Consider the following 16827-nt stretch of genomic DNA (forward strand, 5'->3'; position numbering starts at 1 on the left):
CCATAATAGCGGCCCGGCCGCAGCCCGTAGAAGTTCGAAAACGCTACACTGATGGGATTCGCTCATGCTCCGCCACCGCGGATCATGTTGTGGGGAAAGACCTGCTTCCGCCATGAACCAATCGAACCTCCGCCGTAAACCCAGCCGCCTGCTCCGCCTCGCCGTTCTCGCCGCCTCTCTCGCCGCGGCGGCCGCCATCGTCTCCCTCGCCCCGCCGACGACTTCGGCCCAGAAGCGTGAGCCGCCGGATCCCGATACCATCGCCGCCCGCAACAAGGTCGAAGCCGAGTTGGCCTCCGTCGCCGTCATCGACCGCAAGCTCATGGTGCCCATGTCCGACGGCAAGCGCATGGCTACCGATGTCTACCGCCCCAGGGATACCTCAAAGAAGTACCCCACCATCTTCGTGCGCACCCCCTACAACTTCAATTTCTGGGACGTGAAGCTCGGCGCCCCGCGCGACATGTCCACCGAACTGGAAGCCGTGAAACGCGGCTACGCCTACGTGGTCATGAACGAGCGCGGACATTTCTTCTCGGAAGGCCAGTACGACATCCTCGGCGCGCCGCTCTCGGACGGCACGGATGCCATCTCCTGGATCTCGAAGCAGCCTTGGTCGAACGGCAAGGTCGGCACCATCGGCTGCTCCTCCACGGCCGAGTGGCAGTTGGCCGTCGCCGCCCTGGGCAATCCGGCCTTCACCACAATGATTCCTCAGGGCTTCGGCGCCGGAGTCGGCCGTGTCGCCCCTTATTTCGAACAGGGCAACTGGTATCGCGGCGGAGCCGTCCAGATGCTCTTCATCGCCTGGCTGTACGGCGAGCAGAACCAACTCCGGCCCATGTTCCCGGCCAACATGTCCCAGCAGGACCTGATCAAGGCGTCTAAGTCTTTCGATCTCGCGGCGCAGTTGCCTTTCGTCGACTGGTCGGTTGCCCTGCGCCACCTGCCCGAAATGGACATCATCAAGGCGGTCGACGGCCCCAACGGCATCTTCGCCGATCGCATGGAAGTCTCCACTGGCGGCGCCATGATCAAGCGCGAACCTAACGATCCCGCCTGGTATCGCGGCGGCCTCTGGCACGACGACAAACCCATCAATATCCCTGGCTTCTGGTTCATGTCCTGGTACGACGTGTCGGTCGGCCCGAACCTGGCCGCCTACAACCACGTCCGTAAAACCGCCCGGCCGGAGATCGCCAACCAGCAGTACGCCATCATCGCCCCCACGCTGCATTGCGGCTACAAACGCGCCACCGAGAACACCATCGTCGGCGAACGCAGCGTCGGCGACGCCCGCCTCGACTACAACAACCTCACCTACGGCTGGTTCGATCACTTCCTGAAAGGCGAGGAGAACGGAGTGCTTGCCAAGATGCCCAAGGTTCGCTACTACACCATGGGGCTCAACAAATGGCAGTCTTCCGACACCTGGCCGCCCGCCGGTGCCCAACCGGTGGAATACTACCTCTCCAGCGGCGGCTCCGCCAACAGCGCCGCCGGTGACGGCCATCTGGCCACCGCGCCACCCGCCCAGGACAAGCCGGACCGCTTCGTCTATGATCCGGCCAATCCCGTGCCGTCCTATGGCGGCAATGTCTGCTGCACGGGCAACGCCGTGGCCGGCGGGGCGTGGGATCAGCGCCGTATGGAAGCCCGCCACGATATCCTGGTCTACTCCTCAGACCCGTTGAAAGATGGCGTGGAAGTGAGTGGGCCGATTGAAGTTACGCTGTATGTCGATTCCGACGCCAAGGACACCGATTTCACCGCCAAGTTGATTGACGTCTATCCCGATGGCACCGCCTACAACCTGGACGAAACCATCCAGCGCATGCGCTACCGCGAAGGTTTCGATCGCCCGCCCGTCTGGATGGAACGCGAGAAGGTCTACAAGGTCACCCTCTCGCCCATGAATACCAGCAACTACTTCGAGCGCGGCCACCGCATCCGGCTGGAAATCTCCAGCAGCAACTTCCCGCGTTTCGATCGCAATCTCAATACCGGCGGCAAGAACTACGACGAGGCGCACGGTGTCATCGCGCACAACGGCGTCCATCATTCAGCCCAATACCCGGCCAAGGTGAGCCTGACCGTCGTCCGGCATTAAATTGGCGGCCCGTAGCGGACAGCCGCCCGCTTCATCTGGCGGAATGCGTCACACAACTGAGCCTCGGACTCCGGTCCGCGCAGTGCGCCCCAGCGCGCAATGTCAGCCTTGGCGATCACCCAATCGGTGAGCGCCCCCATCCGGAACTCCCCGCCAGCCTGCTGCCGGCAGTAGCGGACCTCCCCAAAGACCGCAACGTCACCAAATTCGACCCGGATCCACGAACCGGCCGGAATCTCTTCCGGCAACACAATCCCTAGCCCGGAGTGGGAGACGTCCAACAACCTGCCTTCCCGGGCATGGGCCTGCCGGGGATGCAATACCCAAAGAACAGCCTTCTCTTCGCGGACGGCAAATCGAGGTTCCGTGCGCGCGTCTTTGCCACCCAACGCCGCGCGGCGGATGGCAAAGGAGATGGGGTTGCCGGGCCGGTGTAGCGATTGCGACGTTTCAGATTCCTGGCCCGTACTCCCGCCTATGACAGGTTTCGTCTGCTGCTGCGATTCCATTGCCCACTTTCCTCCCACGAATGCCGCTGATTGACCGAATTAGCGGCGCTTAATACGTTGCACTCCATGGACCAACGCAAAAGTCATTTAGAATCAGTGAGCCATCGCGTGGGGGTGGTGCCCCATTTTGAATCAATTTCCCAACATGATACATGGCAGAATTTCCCCTAAGTAGATTCCGTTTCCAGGGGTTAGGGGGAATCGCTGAGTGCCTGCTCGGTACAATTGGGTCGGTACGTATAGTACTATGCTAAATAGGCCGATAGGAATACAGGAGGTAGTCAGGGGCATGCCCAACCCGACCAAACGCGTTTGCGCAAACGAAACAAACCCATTCCCATCGGCACTCCGGCCCATTGAATCCCCGGCCCCCTGTTGCGTCGTCCCGCTTCCGCGGGTCCCCGTTCAACCCGTTGCTATGCGGTCACTTACCCTCGCTCGTCCTTTCAGCACTTCGTGCATTCAGGCGGAATCCCTATGAGCTACTCAGCAGAGACACCTCTGGCCCAAACAGCCAGTTCTCAATGCGAACAGCGCGCTGGAGATCTGCCCCGCCTCCTAGTCGCGGATCGGGAACAACTCGCGCTCGAAACAACTCACGCCGCTGTCCGCAACCAACCCTGGGCCGTTTCCTGGGCTTGCGACGCGGCGGATACGATAGCGGTCGTGAAGAAATTCCGGCCCCATCTGGTCCTTTTGGACCTGGCGATACCCGGATCTGACGGAATCCAGCTCATTCGCCGGATTCACGAGCTCAATCCTGAAACTCAAATCATCATTCATACGGCGAACCATTCCACGGAATCGGCCGTCCATGCCATGCGCGCCGGAGCCGTCGACTACCTGAATAAACCGCTGGCTTCGAACGTCCTCAGCGACCGGCTCACCTATTGGCTGGCCCAACGCGAGATGCAGACCCGTGAGGTCCAAACAGAGCTGGATCTGCTGGATTCCTTTACCTTTGGCGGCGTGGTGGGGCGCAGTCCCGCCATGCTCCATCTGCTCGCCCGGGTGCGCCGCGTAGCCCCGCACTTCACCACCGCCCTGGTGAGCGGCGAAACCGGCTCAGGTAAGGAACTGGTGGCCCGCGCACTGCACACCTGGAGCGGTGAATTGGGTTCGTTCGTCACCTGCAATTGCGCCTCGATTGTCGATACACTCTTCGAAAGCGAGTTATTCGGCCATAAGCGCGGCTCATTTACGGGCGCCACCGACGACCGGCCCGGTCTTGTCCTGGCCGCCGCCAACGGCACCCTCTTTCTGGACGAGATCGGGGAGATGCCCCTGCTGCTGCAGGCCAAGCTGCTGCGCTTGCTGCAGAATCGCGAAGTCCGCCCCCTTGGCGACAACAATGCGGTCAAAGTGGAGCTGCGGATTGTGGCCGCCACCAATCGGGACCTGCGCAAGCAGGTGGCCGACGGCACCTTCCGCGAGGATCTGTTCTACCGGCTGTCCACCGTGCACTTCCCGGTTCCGCCGTTGCGCGAACGCCAGGAAGACCTGCCGCTGCTGATCCGCCATTTCCTGATGGATTGTGCCGCCCGGTACAGCAAACCAGGACTCAATCTGAGCCGCCGGGCCGAGATTGTCCTCAACCGCTATTTCTGGCCGGGCAATATTCGCGAGTTGGAAAACTCGTTGAATTACGCCTGCATGATGGCCCAGAACTCGGTTGTCGACATCGGCGATCTGCCGGACTATCTGCTGACACCGGCCGAATCCGAACAGAAAACCACCCCCATGACCATGGCTGAAGTGGAGTATCAACACGCACTCCACGTACTACAGTTGTGCGATGGGAACCGGGTGCGGGCGGCGGAGCTTCTCGGCATCGGCCGCGCCACGCTTTACCGCATGCTGGCGCGCCACGAAACGCCCGTGCGCAGCTAACGTCTTTCTCACTTTGCCGCGCCGCCAGCCGGCGGCATAAGATGTACTGCATGTCTGAACCGAAGCGGGATGAGGTCGAAGCCCAGCTCCGCCTCATCCTCGCAACGCCCGCGTTCGCGCGCTCTCCCCATCTGTGCCGGTTCTTACAGTTCACGGTGGAGCGCGCCCTGGACGGCCGGGCGGAGGAGATCAAGGAATACCTCATCGGTTCCGAGGTGTTGGGCCGCGGAGCCGGCTTTGATCCCAGAACCGACACGATTGTCCGGACCCAGGCGCACCGCCTCCGGACCCTGCTCCAGGCGTACTACGCGGACAAACCCGATTCGCCGGTGGTGATCGGCTTCGCCAAGGGCGCCTACGTCCCCATCTTCCGCCGGCCCTCCGTGCCCGATGCTCCGCCGGCGGCAGGACGCATTCATACAGGTTGGCTGCTGGCCGCTGCCGCCGCTGTCGTGGTCGCTGGAATTGGCGGCTGGTGGGTGGGCGCCCGCAGTGCCGTTTCCGGCCTCGAGCCGGCTCCGGCCCGCTTCACCGTGGATCTCTCCCCGCAGGGCGCCCTGGATGTCGACCGCGGATCGCTGGTCCTGCCGCCTTCCGGCCGCAGCGCCCTGTTTCCCCTCATTGAAACCAATGGCGTGCGGCGGCTTTGGATCCGCAGCCTGGCGTCCGGCGTCTCGCGGCCCCTGGTGGGCAGCGATGGAGGCTATCTGCCCTTCTGGTCGCCCGACGAGTCGCAGATCGGCTTCTTCCAGAACGGGCGATTGAAGGTCTACCGCCTCAGTGACGGCCAGATGCGCGACCTGGCCGAGGCGCCGCTGGGCCGGGGCGGGGCCTGGAGCCCGCAGGGCACCATCCTGTATGCTCCACGATCCAGTGGGTTTATCTACCAGATCCCGGAGCAGGGCGGACAGCCCGCGCCGGCTACGTTTCTGGCCCCCGGAACCGATGAGAACGACCATCGCTGGCCGGAGTTTCTGCCCGATGGCCGGCGATTCCTCTACTCCGTGCGTGCCAGGAATAAAGACCACAATTGCGTCAGGATGGGCAGCCTCGATTCGCATGAGACGACCCGCATCTTTGACCACAACTCGCAGACCCGGCTCGCCCACACGCGGACGGGCGACTTCCTGGTCTTTGCGCGCGATGGTTCGGCCTGGGCGCAGCCCTTCGATGTAAAGGCGGGCCGTGTGACCGGGCAGCAGATCCTGCTGCTGGAAGGCGTACGCTACTCGAACGTCTCCGGCGCCACCTTCTCGATCGCGGGCGAGCACTATCTCGTCTACCACGACACGGAATACTCCCGGACCGCCGTGTCCCTGCTGGATCGCACCGGCCACGTTCTCAAGGAACTCACCCAGCCGGCGCTGCTGATGGGCGTCAGCGCGAACGCGGCCGGGAGGATGCTGGCCCTGGAATTCGGCGGGCAGTCGCGCGAACCCGGCGACGTCTATGTGGGTGAAACGGCCAACTTTGCGCCCGTTCGCTTGACCTTTGGCGGCGCCGGCTACGCCGCATGGGAGGCCGACGGCCACGCGCTCATCTACCTCGCCATGCGCGACGGTCTTTCGATCCTCGCCCGCAAAAGCACCCAGGCCGGGGCGGAAGAGACGGTGCTGTGGAAACCGGCCCACCCCATCTTCCCCACCAGCGTTTCGGCTGACGGCCGCTGGCTGGCGTTCCACGAAGACCGCCCCGACACCTTGATGGATCTGTCCCTGCTACCACTGGACCCGCTCACCCATACCGTCAGGGGGGAGCCGGTTTCGATCCGCAAAACGCGGTTCAACGAGACACATGGCTTCCTCGCTAACAGCGGGCGGTATCTTGCGTTTGTTTCCGACGAGTCCGGGCAATCGGAAGTGTATGTGACCGAACTCGGTTCGGATGGGCATCCTGGATTCACACGTAAGGTATCCCTTGACGGCGGTGTCCACCCGCGCTGGCGGCAGGATGACGGCGAGCTCTATTACCTGTCCCCCACCCGGAAGTTGATGGCGGTGCGGATTGAGCACCTCTCCAGCGGCACCCAGTTCGCCAAGCCGGTCAAGCTGTTCGATACGCTGGCGTTTGGGGCGGGCGACTCGAAAAGTCCCTACGCCGTGTCCGGTGATGGCCGCTCGTTCATCATTAACACCCTGCGGGTGGATCCACAGGGGTTAACAGTACACGCGGTAGCAGATTGGGTTGGCCTGTTGAAAACACGGCACTTGACAGTCAATTAACTGATAATCGACTGCCTTCGGCCCCCTTTCGCCGGGTACAACGGAAGGCGTTGGACCCGTTTGAAAGGAATTCTGAATGCCACGTTTGCGACGCATCCCCAGTTGGCTCTGCCTGGCCCTCGGCGCCCTGGTCTCCGCCCCCTCCGCTCTGCCCCAATCCAGCATGGCGACCGTCATCGGCAGTGTCGCCGACACCTCGGCCGCCATCCTGCCCGGCGCCCGGGTGACTTTGTCCAGCCTGGATGGAGGGCAAACCTCTACGGCTGTAGTGAATGAAAGCGGACTCTTCACCCTGCTGAACCTGAACCCCGGCCGCTACCGTCTAACCGCCGAGGCAAAGGGGTTCAAGACGCACACCCGCCCCGAGGTCGTGCTGGAGACGGGCGCCAAGCTGAGGATGGATCTCGTCCTCCAGGTGGGTGACGCCGCCGAGTCGATTACCGTCTCGGAATCGACTCCGCTGTTGCAGACCGCCACCTCCTCTTTGAATGCAGTGGTGGAGAACAAAACGGTGGTCAACATGCCGCTGGCCAGCCGGCGGATGGGCTCGCTGGTGCGCCTGCTGCCCGGCGTCACCTTTGGAAGCGAGGATACGCAGGAAGGCGCGGTGAACTTCACCATCGCCGGAGGACGCAGCCGCCAGCAGATGTGGACCCTCGACGGCGGCGTGATCCAGGGCAATGCGATGCTGACCGGGATTCTCGAGTTCAATCCGCCGGTGGAGGCGCTGCAGGAGTTCCGGGTGGAAGCCCTGGGCTACCCGGCCGAGTATGGCCGCAGCATGGGTGGCTTCATCGCCATGACGACCAAGTCCGGCACGAATAATTACCATGGCGTCGCCTATCACTACCTGCGCAACGACGCCTTCGATGCGCGCAACTTCTTCTCGCCGTATGTCGCTCCGCGCAAGTACAACGTGTTCGGCGGCACGTTGGGCGGACCCATCCGCAAGGACAAAACGCACTTTTTCGCATCGTATGAAGGCACGCGGCGCCGCGACGGCGTGACGCGCATCTACAATGTGCCGACGGCGGCGGAACTGCAGGGCGACTTCTCAGCCCGCAGCGGCACGCTGCTGGACCCGCTGACGAAGACGCCCTTTCCCGGCAAGATTGTGCCGGTGAGCCGCATGGATCCGGTGGGTAGCGCGCTGTCCAAACTGTACCCGGCGGCCAATGTGGCGGGACGCGGCTCCGGCGACAACAACTTCCTGGCGAATGTGGTGAATACGAACTCCGCCCACAGCCTGGTGACGCGCATCGACCACCAGTTGACCGCCAAGGACCGGCTCTCCGGCCGGTATGTCCAGTACATCAGTTCGACTGCCGGCGGTTCCGCCACACCGGTCTTCTCGGCCGATCCGAATGCGATCACCAATACGCTGAATATCGCGAACATCAGCCCGGCGTGGTTCCACGAGTACACGCCTTCCATGTTCCAGGAGACACGCTTCGTGGCTTCGCTGCGCGGAGCGGATGTGCCCAAGTATCAGCCGGATGCGATTACCGGGCAGGTTGGCTTGAAGGGCGTTCCGGCCACCGGCATGCCGCAGGTGAACGTCACGGGTTACAGCAGCCTGGGCACCGGCAACCAGTTCCGAGCCCTGCGGCCGCAGTATACGTTCCAGGCGTCGAACTCCATCTCGTGGTTCCACGGCACGCATACTGTGAAGTTCGGCGGGGAGTATCGTTATACACGCAATGTCGAGGACTGGGGGACGGCCCGCTTCGGCATCTTCGGCTTCAACGACATCGCCACGGGCGCGGGCTTCGGAATGGCATCGCTGCTGCTGGGCTGGACCAACTCCACCAGCATTGAGAACGGAGCCACCGACACCCGTACCGACTACTACGGATTCTTTGTGCAGGACGACTGGAAGATCTCGAAGCGCCTGACGCTCAACTATGGCCTGCGCTACGACCTGGACACGCCGCGCTGGGAACGCCAGAACCGGCAGTCGGGTTTCGATCCCTACGGCTTGAATCCGGTTTCCAACACGCTGGGCACCATCACCTATTCTGGCGTCAACGGGTTGTCCAAGTACGCCCATCCCTTTGATCGCAACAACTTCGGGCCGCGGTTCGGCCTGGCTTACCGGGCTCCGCGGGAGATAGTGGTACGCATGGGCTACGGCCTGATGTACGGGGGCATCTACGATGCGTCGCTGGGCCGGGCCCTGAACGTGGGCTTCGGCGATGTGCGCTCTTACTCCTCTTCCGACAATGGCTTCACGCCGGTCTTCCAACTGAAGGATGGCGTCCCGGCGCCGGTACAGGAGCCGCTGACGCCGGGCTACGGGGCCGTGCCGGTGGGCCAGCGGGTCCGGGTGAGTCCTGATTTCCTGGCACAGGATCACCGCAATCCCTATTCGCACCAGGTGACATTCACGCTGCAGAAGCAGATCTTCGGCAACTTCCTGGTGGAAGGCGGGTATGGAGCGAATCTGGCGCATCGCATTGCTGCGCCGGGCGTGAATATCAACGAAGTGCGGCCGGAACTGCGCGGTGTCCGGCAGGACCAGACCCTGCGGCCGTTCCCGCAGTACAACGGGGTGACGCTGCGATCGGCCAACTGGGGCAACTCCAGCTATCACGCGCTGAACCTGAAGGCGGAGAAGCGCTTCTCGGCCGGATTGAACCTGCTGGCCACGTACACTTTCTCAAAGTTCCTGGACGACGTGAAGGCGAACTCGGAAGCCGGCGGCACCCCGACCAACGGAATCCAGACCGTCTATGAAAGAGCGTTGGACAAAGCGATCTCGGGCAACGACGCCCGCAACCGGTTCACGACCAGCCTGGTGTACGAACTGCCGGTGGGTAAGGGGCGCAAGCTTGACCTGAGCAACCGGATTGCCGATGCGGTGGCGGGCGGTTGGACGCTGGGGACCATCACGGAACTGCGGTCCGGCCTGCCCTACGGCGTGGTGGAGAACACGAACCGGTTGAACGCATTCTCCTCCGTACAACGGCCGAACCTGGTGTCGAACCCGGTGCTGGATCCCGGCCGGTCCAGGGCGGATCTGGTGTCCCGCTGGTTCGATACGAACGCCTTCGTCTTTCCCGGTGACGGCAAGCTGGGCAATGCACCGCGCAACGTAGCGGCGGGGCCGGGCTTCGCCAATGTGGAACTCTCCATGCTGAAAGACTTCCATTTCACCGAGCAGCGCTTCCTGCAGCTGCGCGGCGAGTTCTTCAACGTCTTGAACCGGCCGAACTTCGCCTTGCCCAACGGCAATCGGGGCGCGGCGGCCTTCGGCCGAATCAGCGGCACCGTCAACGACGGCCGCTTCATCCAGATCGCGCTGCGGCTGGTGTTTTAAGAAAGGCGAGAATGTACAGAACACTGAGCTGTATTGCGAGCAGTGTGCTTTGTTGCGCGGCCCTGCTGGCGGATCCGCCGGCGGCGCCGCGCACAGCGGAAGGCTTCCCTGACCTGGCTTTGGTCCCTCCGCCGCTGAATACGCGGCCCGGCCCGGAGTATGGCAATGACATGCGCAAGTTCCAGGGCATCCCGACCATCGAACGGGCGTCGAACGGGCGGCTGTGGGCGGCGTGGTACGGCGGGGGCTCCGGGGAAGATCCCTTCAACTACCTGGTGCTGGTGACCAGCGGCGACGATGGGGCTACGTGGTCGAAGCCGGTGTTGGTGGTGGATCCGCCCGGGTTCGTTCACACCTGGGAGCCCAGCTTGTGGCACGATCCTTCGGGCCGGTTGTGGTTCTTCTGGTCGCAGAGTTTCGGCCGCTGGGATGGCCGCGGCGGAGTGTGGGCGATCACCGCGGACGATTCACGCTCGGCCACGACGGGTTGGTCGCAGCCGCGCCGGATCGCCGACGGCGACATGCTGAACAAACCCACCGCGTTGTCGACGGGCGAATGGCTGCTGCCGGTGGCGTTCTGGCCCATGCCCGCGGATCACGCCACGGTCAACGCGAAATACAACCTGGGCTGGACGCCCACGTTGATGAGGTACATGACGCACGACTTCGGCGCGGATCGCGGAGCCTCGGTCGTCATCGTTTCGCGAGACAAGGGCAGGAGTTTTGAACGCCTGGGGCACGCAGTGGTGCCCGACGTCGGCCATAACGAACCGATGATCGTGGAGCGCAATGACAAGTCCCTGTGGATGCTGATCCGGACGACCTACGGCATCGGCGAGAGCATTTCGACGGACCGGGGGCGAACCTGGTCAGAGGGCAGGGCATCGGGGATTCCGCATGTGGTGGCCCGTTTCCACATCCGGCGGCTGGCTTCCGGAGCGTTGCTGCTGGTGAGGCACAATCCGCAGGAGTTTGGGAAGGTGATCGGCAAAGGCCGGTCGCATTTGTCAGCGTTCTTGTCCCAGGATGACGGCAAGACCTGGAGCGGAGGGCTGCTGCTGGATGAGCGGGAGAATGTGTCGTATCCGGATTCGACGGAAGGGCCCGGAGGGCGGCTGTATATCATCTACGATCGCGAACGGACCGGCGCTCGGGAGATTCTGATGGCCCAGGTGACGGAGAAGGAAGTTGCGGCCGGCAAACTGGCGGAAGGTTCCGGAAGCCGGTTGACGGTGTTGATCAACAAGGCTGTGGATTGAAGGGATGCCGGGGGCCCGCGCCCCTGGCGAATCCTCCCCTGTCGTGAGTGCGGGCCTGTACAAACCGGTCATGCCGGGTAAACAGGAATTCAGATCGATGACTCCGTAATTCACTTCAAACAGGCATAGAATGGTCGCCGAGGCCGAGACCACCTATGCTCCTGCTTGCGCCGCGCACGCTTTGCGCGATCCTGTTGACTGCCGCGGCGACGGCGTTCGCCGCGGATCCCACCTTTCTGAAGCGCTCCATCGCAGCCGCCTCGCCTCAAGCGGACGAACTCACCGCTGGCGCTACTGGGGCCGTCTATCGCCCGCTGTTCGGCGCCGGCGATCCGCAGGCCAGGCACCTGAAGAGCATTGCCCGTTATGGCGAGCTGACCATCGAGGCTGCAGGGAAATCCGCGCTCGTCTCCTATCCGGCCGAAGAGCAGGTGTACTTCATCCTCTCCGGAACCGGGGCTGTGCTCTGCGACGGTGTGACGCAAGGCGTCAAACCCAACGACTTCCTCTACCTGCCGCCCGGCAGCAAACACGGCGTCGTCAATACCTCTTCCGCGCCGCTTCACGTGCTGGTCATGGGCTTCCGGCTGCCCGGCGGAAACATCGTCCCGCCGGCCCGCCGGTTGATGATCGCGAATACCGCCGACGTGCCCCTGCAGCAACTGGCCAGCCACGGACCCACCACGCAGTTCAAGCTCCTCATGGGCACCACCGAGAGCAAGCGCGACAAGCTGCCGGCGGCCAGTCAGATGGTGAGCCTCTTCGTGATGGACTTCGCGCCTGGCGGCACCAACATCCCGCACCACCATGAGACGGAAGAGGAGATCTACTTCATCCTGCAGGGCAGCGGCGAGCTGGTGGCGGGCGGCGGCATCGATGGCAACGAAGGACGTCATCCAACGCGTCAGGGCGATGCCTGGTTCCTGCGGCTCAACACGACCGTCGGCTTCTACAGTGGCGCCCAGCCCGGCGGAGCACATGACCTGGTGCTCGCCGTCCGCTCCAGTTTCCCTTTCCCGCCCACCCGGCGCCCGCAGTAACGATTTAGAAAGGACTCATCCCCATCATGGCCCGCACTCGTTCCGCCCTCTCCCGCAGACAATTGCTTGCCGCGGCCGCCCTGCCTGGACTCTTCCGCATGACCGAGGACTCCGCGTCGTCGCAGACTTTGAACAAAAACTCCGCGCCCAGCCAGTTGAAGATCACGGATATGCGCTCCGTGCTGGTGGCCTCGAATTACGACTACCCCATCATCCGCATCGACACGAACCAGGGCGTCTACGGCCTGGGCGAGGTGCGCGACGCGGGTAGGGAAGGCACGGCCCTGGTGCTCAAGCCGCATCTGGTGGGACGCAACCCGCTCCAGATCGAGCCGATCCTCGACAGCATCCGCAACTTCGCCAGCCAGCAGCGCATGGGCGGCGGGTACAGCGCCATCGACATGGCCCTGCACGACATTGCCGGCAAAGTCTATCGCGTGCCTGCCTGGCGGCTGATCGGATCGAAATACCGCGACTCCATTCGCATCTACTGCGATACGGACCAGAGCAAGGATCCGAAGATCTTCGCCGAGCGGCTGCGCAAACGGAAGCAGCAGGGGTTCACGTTCTTCAAGATGGATCTCGGCACCAGCCTGGTAGCCGACCGGTCTGGCGCCGTCACCAGCTACAACACGGCCACCACCAAGGGGCTCCAGTATCTCTGCGAATATGTGCAGGCGATCCGCGACCAGATCGGTTGGGAAGCTCCGCTGGCGACTGACCACTTCGGCCCGCTCAGCCTGAACGACAGCATCCGCTACGCGCGTGCCTTCGAGCCCTACAATCTCGCCTGGGCCGAGGACATGATCCAGGTGGGCCATCTCGGACCCGGCGGCGACGCGCCGAAGAATTGGCGCGCCTATCGGGAACTCTCTGAAGCCACCACCACGCCCATCGCCACGGGCGAGAGCCTCTTCGGGCTGGAGGAAGGCTTCAAGGCGCTGATCGACAACCGTGCGGTGGACATCATTCATCCGGATCCGCTCACCTCCGGCGCCATCCGCGAGACCAAGCGCATCTGCGACTACGCTTCCATGAATGGCGTGCAGACGGCCATCCATTTTGCGGGATCCCCGGTGGGCTGCCTGGCGTCCGTCCACATGGCGGCCACGCTGAAAGACATGCTGGCCATGGAGAATCACGCCGTCGATATCCCGTGGTGGGGCGACCTGGTCACGGGTCCTGCCAAGCCCATTGTGGATCGCGGCTACATCCAGGTGCCCGATGCGCCGGGCCTTGGCGTCGAACTGAACGAAGCGGTAGTGAAACAGCACATCCGCAAGGGAGGCTACCTGGATCCCACTCCTCAATATGACGACTACATTCTCGACCGCTTCCGTCTGGGTGGACCCTACCCGCATCTCGACGAGAACGGCAATCCGGTGGTGAAGCAGTAGCTCCCTACTTCGTTGCAACCGAGTACAGGCTCGACTGCGTGAGGATGAACAGCGTCTTGCCCACGGGGCCTCCGAAGACCAGGTGGAGCGGCCTCTCCGGGACTCGGATGACATCGATCACTTTGCCCGCCGGCGTGTAGACGTAGATCTCACCTGCGGCCAGGTAGACGTTGCCCGCCTTGTCCTGGGCGACGCTCTCGCCGCCCTGCTCGATGAAAGACTCCAGTTCGCCCAGGGTGCCGTCCGCCTGGATCCTGCCGCGGTAGGTGCGCTGGTCGGATTCATTTGTGACGTAGAACGGCCGGCCCGCGTCCGCCTTCACCAGCCCGTAGGCTTGCAGGATGTATGCCCACTTGTACCCGAGATAAGCAGGACCCTGGACAATGACCTCGTCGGAAGGAATGAACAGGCTGCCGTCCGGCGAGACATATTGATACTTCGTCCGCGTGGTCACCAGCTTGCGAAACATCTGGTCCAGCGTGATGTACTCCAGCTTCGCCGGATCCAGCGTGTTGGTGAAATCGCCGTTTACCCAGTAGTTCACCGGCAGAACGGCGGTGGCGCCCGGACGCTCCTGGGCGGGCTGCGGAGCCAGCACCGTGACCTCCTCCTCGGGTCCGTCGGGTTTGAATGCATATACGGCCATGCCGCTGCCTCCTGAGGACGTCACGATCAGGTTGCCGGCCTTGTCCATGGCAAGATTGACCGGATCCAGAGGGCTGTCGCGTACTATCTTGAGTGCCCGCGTCTCCGGCGAGTAACGGTAGATGCGATGCCAGTGCGCATCCACAAAGTAGAGCCGACCTTGGGCATCCACAATCCCGCCCGCGCTGTTGTAGAAGCCTCCGGCGAGCTTCTCGATCTTGGCGCCCGGCGCGACCACCGTGCCGGGGTACGCCGCGGGCGGCGTGGGCCGCGCAGTGGTCCAATCCAGAAGGGCGAACTCCCGGTCGCGTACTTCGGTGTTGTAGGTGGGATCCCAGATCGCGGTGCCATAGGAGACCTTGCCCTGCCGCACATACTGGCGGCATCCCTCTTTCTCCGTGCACATCATCAGCGAGCTGTTGTTGTCCACGTGAATGTTGCGGAAGCGGATGCCGGTTGAGTCGGTCACTTTGATGGCATAGGGGAAGGGGCGGTAGCTGCGCACCACCCGGTAGCCGTGGAAGTTCGCAATCGTGACGTTCTTGGAATAGCTGATCTCCAGCGCGGAGGCCGACTCGCTTTCGCCGCGTTCCCCTTCGGTCTGCAGCGCGTAAAAGTCCCAGTTCTCCACGTGGTCGAGCTTTACCTCTGTCCGCATATGGTGCTCGCTGGACACCTGGTACACCTTGCCCGGGGTCGTGGTATCCGACACATACAGGCCCGTGTGCGCGAAGGTGCTGGGTGTCCACAGATTGGAGAACGTGCCGCCGCCTCCATGCGTCACCCACAGGCTGGGATACTGGCTGTCCCAGCGGCGTCGCGGATCGGGGTCGGCGCTCAGGTTGCTGTTGTAGGGCTGTTCCCGCTTGCCCGATGGTCCTCGCGTCCCATGCCCGCCCAGGAACCGCACATCGTCCATCTGCGAGTCTTTGCCGGACATCCACAGCGCCGCCACCGCGCGGCTATTCACCCCGCCGGTGTAGAGGCCGATGCCGGTGACGAGATTTGTTCCGCCTTGCGGCGCCAGCAGCAGCGCTTTCGGGCTGCCGGGCCCCTGGAACGCCGCCGTGCCATCCAGCACATCGAACTGCGTCTCATCCGGATGCAGGCCAATCAGGATGCTGTCCGGCCGCAGCTTGAGCGTGTCGCTCACCACGTAGCGCCCCATGGGTACGTACAGCACGGGGTTCTCATTAATGGCCTTTTGCAGGGCAGCCGTCTCGTCGGTCGCTCCGTCGCCCTTCAAGCCCAGCGATTTCAGGTTCACCCATCTTTCCGTGGAAGGCGGATCCTTCAGCGCATTCGGCCCCGCCGGCGGCATCGCCTTCAAGGGATCCGTGACATAGTCCGTCCTTCGCTCGGCCACAGCCCCCGGACGGTTGATCGCGTACCCGTGCGAGAGCGTCTTCACCTGGTATACCGGGCCCTGGCCTGCGAGTTGCTTTCCGCTTTCGCGAAAACGCGCGAAGACCGGTACGTTCCGGCAGTGGCTGCTCTCCACGTTGATCTGTGTCAGGCGGCTCTTCTCGTTGCTGATGATCAAGGCCGGACCGCTGATGTCCACGAACCGGGCGTCCTTCACCCAGAATTGGTCGGAGTAACCGGTGTCGATCGCGATCGCCGTCGGCACGTTGCGGAATTCGCAGTGCACCAGCGTCAACTGCGCTTCGTTCTCGCGGATGGCCGCCTCGTGCTGCCCGTCGAAGGTGGCATCGATGACCGAGAACTGCCAGGCGGGCGACGGCTTCTTGGTCAGGATGCCGTAGCGTCCGCCATGGAAATGTACGTCGTAGGCGATATTGCCGGCATCGTGGATCCCGGCCAGGCCGGAGCCAAGCTGGAAGTCCATGTGCGCCAGGTAGCCATGCTGGGCGACATGGAATCGCACGGCCACCGCGGCGGCGTTATCATTGCCGATCTCGAAATCGATGTTGCTCATCGCCGAGTAAAACGTGCCGGGGTTCGCATCCCCGATGTTGTTGTTCGGCGGCACTGTACCGGGCGGCGGCGGAGGCAGCCGGAAGCCGCGGCCCTGCATCGGCCGCATGCCCGCGAAGAAGAACATCGTCCCGATGCCTTGCTGGAAGCCCGGAGTGTGGTCCGCCAGGACGAACACCGGCCGCTGCCCGCCATAGCCCATCACCCGGATGCCCGGCCATACGTAGATCGTCCGGGTGACCCGGTAGCGGCCTTCGGGCACAAACAGGATGCCCTCGCCCGTGGTCTCCTGGACCTTGTCGATTGCGGCCTGGATCCCCGCGCTGTCGTCCGCCAGGCCGTCGGCCCGCACGGCGAAGCGGTCCTGCGTCAGGTACACGGCCTGCGCGTCGTCCAAGCGGGTCTTGTAGTAGGAAGCTCCACTGCAGGGCAGCAGCAGGCCGCCGAGAATCATGCCAATGAGAATGAGTCGCGCCATCGAGCAACACTCCTGAACCG

General features: G+C 63.3%; 9 protein-coding genes. 7 read left to right on the top strand and 2 right to left on the bottom strand.

The window, feature by feature from the left end; translation table 11 throughout:
• Window positions 1-112 precede the first annotated feature (112 nt).
• Window positions 113-2110 carry a CocE/NonD family hydrolase gene (locus IRI77_RS05360; RefSeq protein WP_194451046.1) on the top strand — a complete coding sequence of 666 codons (1998 nt, stop codon included), beginning with the start codon at window positions 113-115 and terminating at the stop codon, window positions 2108-2110.
• On the opposite strand, the gene IRI77_RS05365 is transcribed toward IRI77_RS05360, so the two are convergent.
• Complete coding sequence (locus IRI77_RS05365) at window positions 2107-2619, bottom strand: PilZ domain-containing protein (RefSeq protein ID WP_194451047.1); 513 nt, start codon at window positions 2617-2619, stop codon at window positions 2107-2109. The genes IRI77_RS05360 and IRI77_RS05365 overlap by 4 nt on opposite strands.
• 477 nt (window positions 2620-3096) lie before the next feature.
• On the opposite strand from IRI77_RS05365, the gene IRI77_RS05370 reads away from it, so the two are divergent.
• The 6 genes from IRI77_RS05370 to IRI77_RS05395 all read left to right on the top strand — a co-directional run bounded on the left by IRI77_RS05370 (window position 3097) and on the right by IRI77_RS05395 (window position 13746).
• Window positions 3097-4509, top strand: coding sequence for a sigma-54-dependent transcriptional regulator (locus tag IRI77_RS05370; protein ID WP_194451048.1), 1413 nt, complete (start codon window positions 3097-3099; stop codon window positions 4507-4509).
• A gap of 50 nt (window positions 4510-4559) precedes the next feature.
• A complete protein-coding gene (locus tag IRI77_RS05375) occupies window positions 4560-6731 on the top strand; it encodes a TolB-like translocation protein (RefSeq protein WP_194451049.1) in 2172 nt (723 codons plus the stop codon).
• Between the two features lie 76 nt (window positions 6732-6807).
• Entirely contained in the window at window positions 6808-10050 is a 3243-nt protein-coding gene (locus IRI77_RS05380) for a TonB-dependent receptor (protein ID WP_194451050.1), read from the top strand.
• 11 nt (window positions 10051-10061) lie between these two features.
• Window positions 10062-11309, top strand: a complete 1248-nt coding sequence (locus IRI77_RS05385) for a sialidase family protein (protein ID WP_194451051.1) — start codon at window positions 10062-10064, stop codon at window positions 11307-11309.
• 155 nt (window positions 11310-11464) lie between these two features.
• A complete protein-coding gene (locus IRI77_RS05390) occupies window positions 11465-12349 on the top strand; it encodes a cupin domain-containing protein (RefSeq protein ID WP_194451052.1) in 885 nt (294 codons plus the stop codon).
• 26 nt (window positions 12350-12375) lie between these two features.
• Complete coding sequence (locus tag IRI77_RS05395; protein WP_194451053.1) at window positions 12376-13746, top strand: mandelate racemase/muconate lactonizing enzyme family protein; 1371 nt, start codon at window positions 12376-12378, stop codon at window positions 13744-13746.
• A 4-nt stretch (window positions 13747-13750) separates the two neighbouring features.
• Here IRI77_RS05395 and IRI77_RS05400 read toward each other — a convergent pair whose 3' ends face one another.
• Window positions 13751-16807 carry a glycosyl hydrolase family 28-related protein gene (locus tag IRI77_RS05400; RefSeq protein WP_194451054.1) on the bottom strand — a complete coding sequence of 1019 codons (3057 nt, stop codon included), beginning with the start codon at window positions 16805-16807 and terminating at the stop codon, window positions 13751-13753.
• Between the last annotated feature and the right edge of the window lie 20 nt (window positions 16808-16827).

It is taken from the genome of Paludibaculum fermentans, assembly GCF_015277775.1.
GTDB classification, from domain to species: domain Bacteria; phylum Acidobacteriota; class Terriglobia; order Bryobacterales; family Bryobacteraceae; genus Paludibaculum; species Paludibaculum fermentans.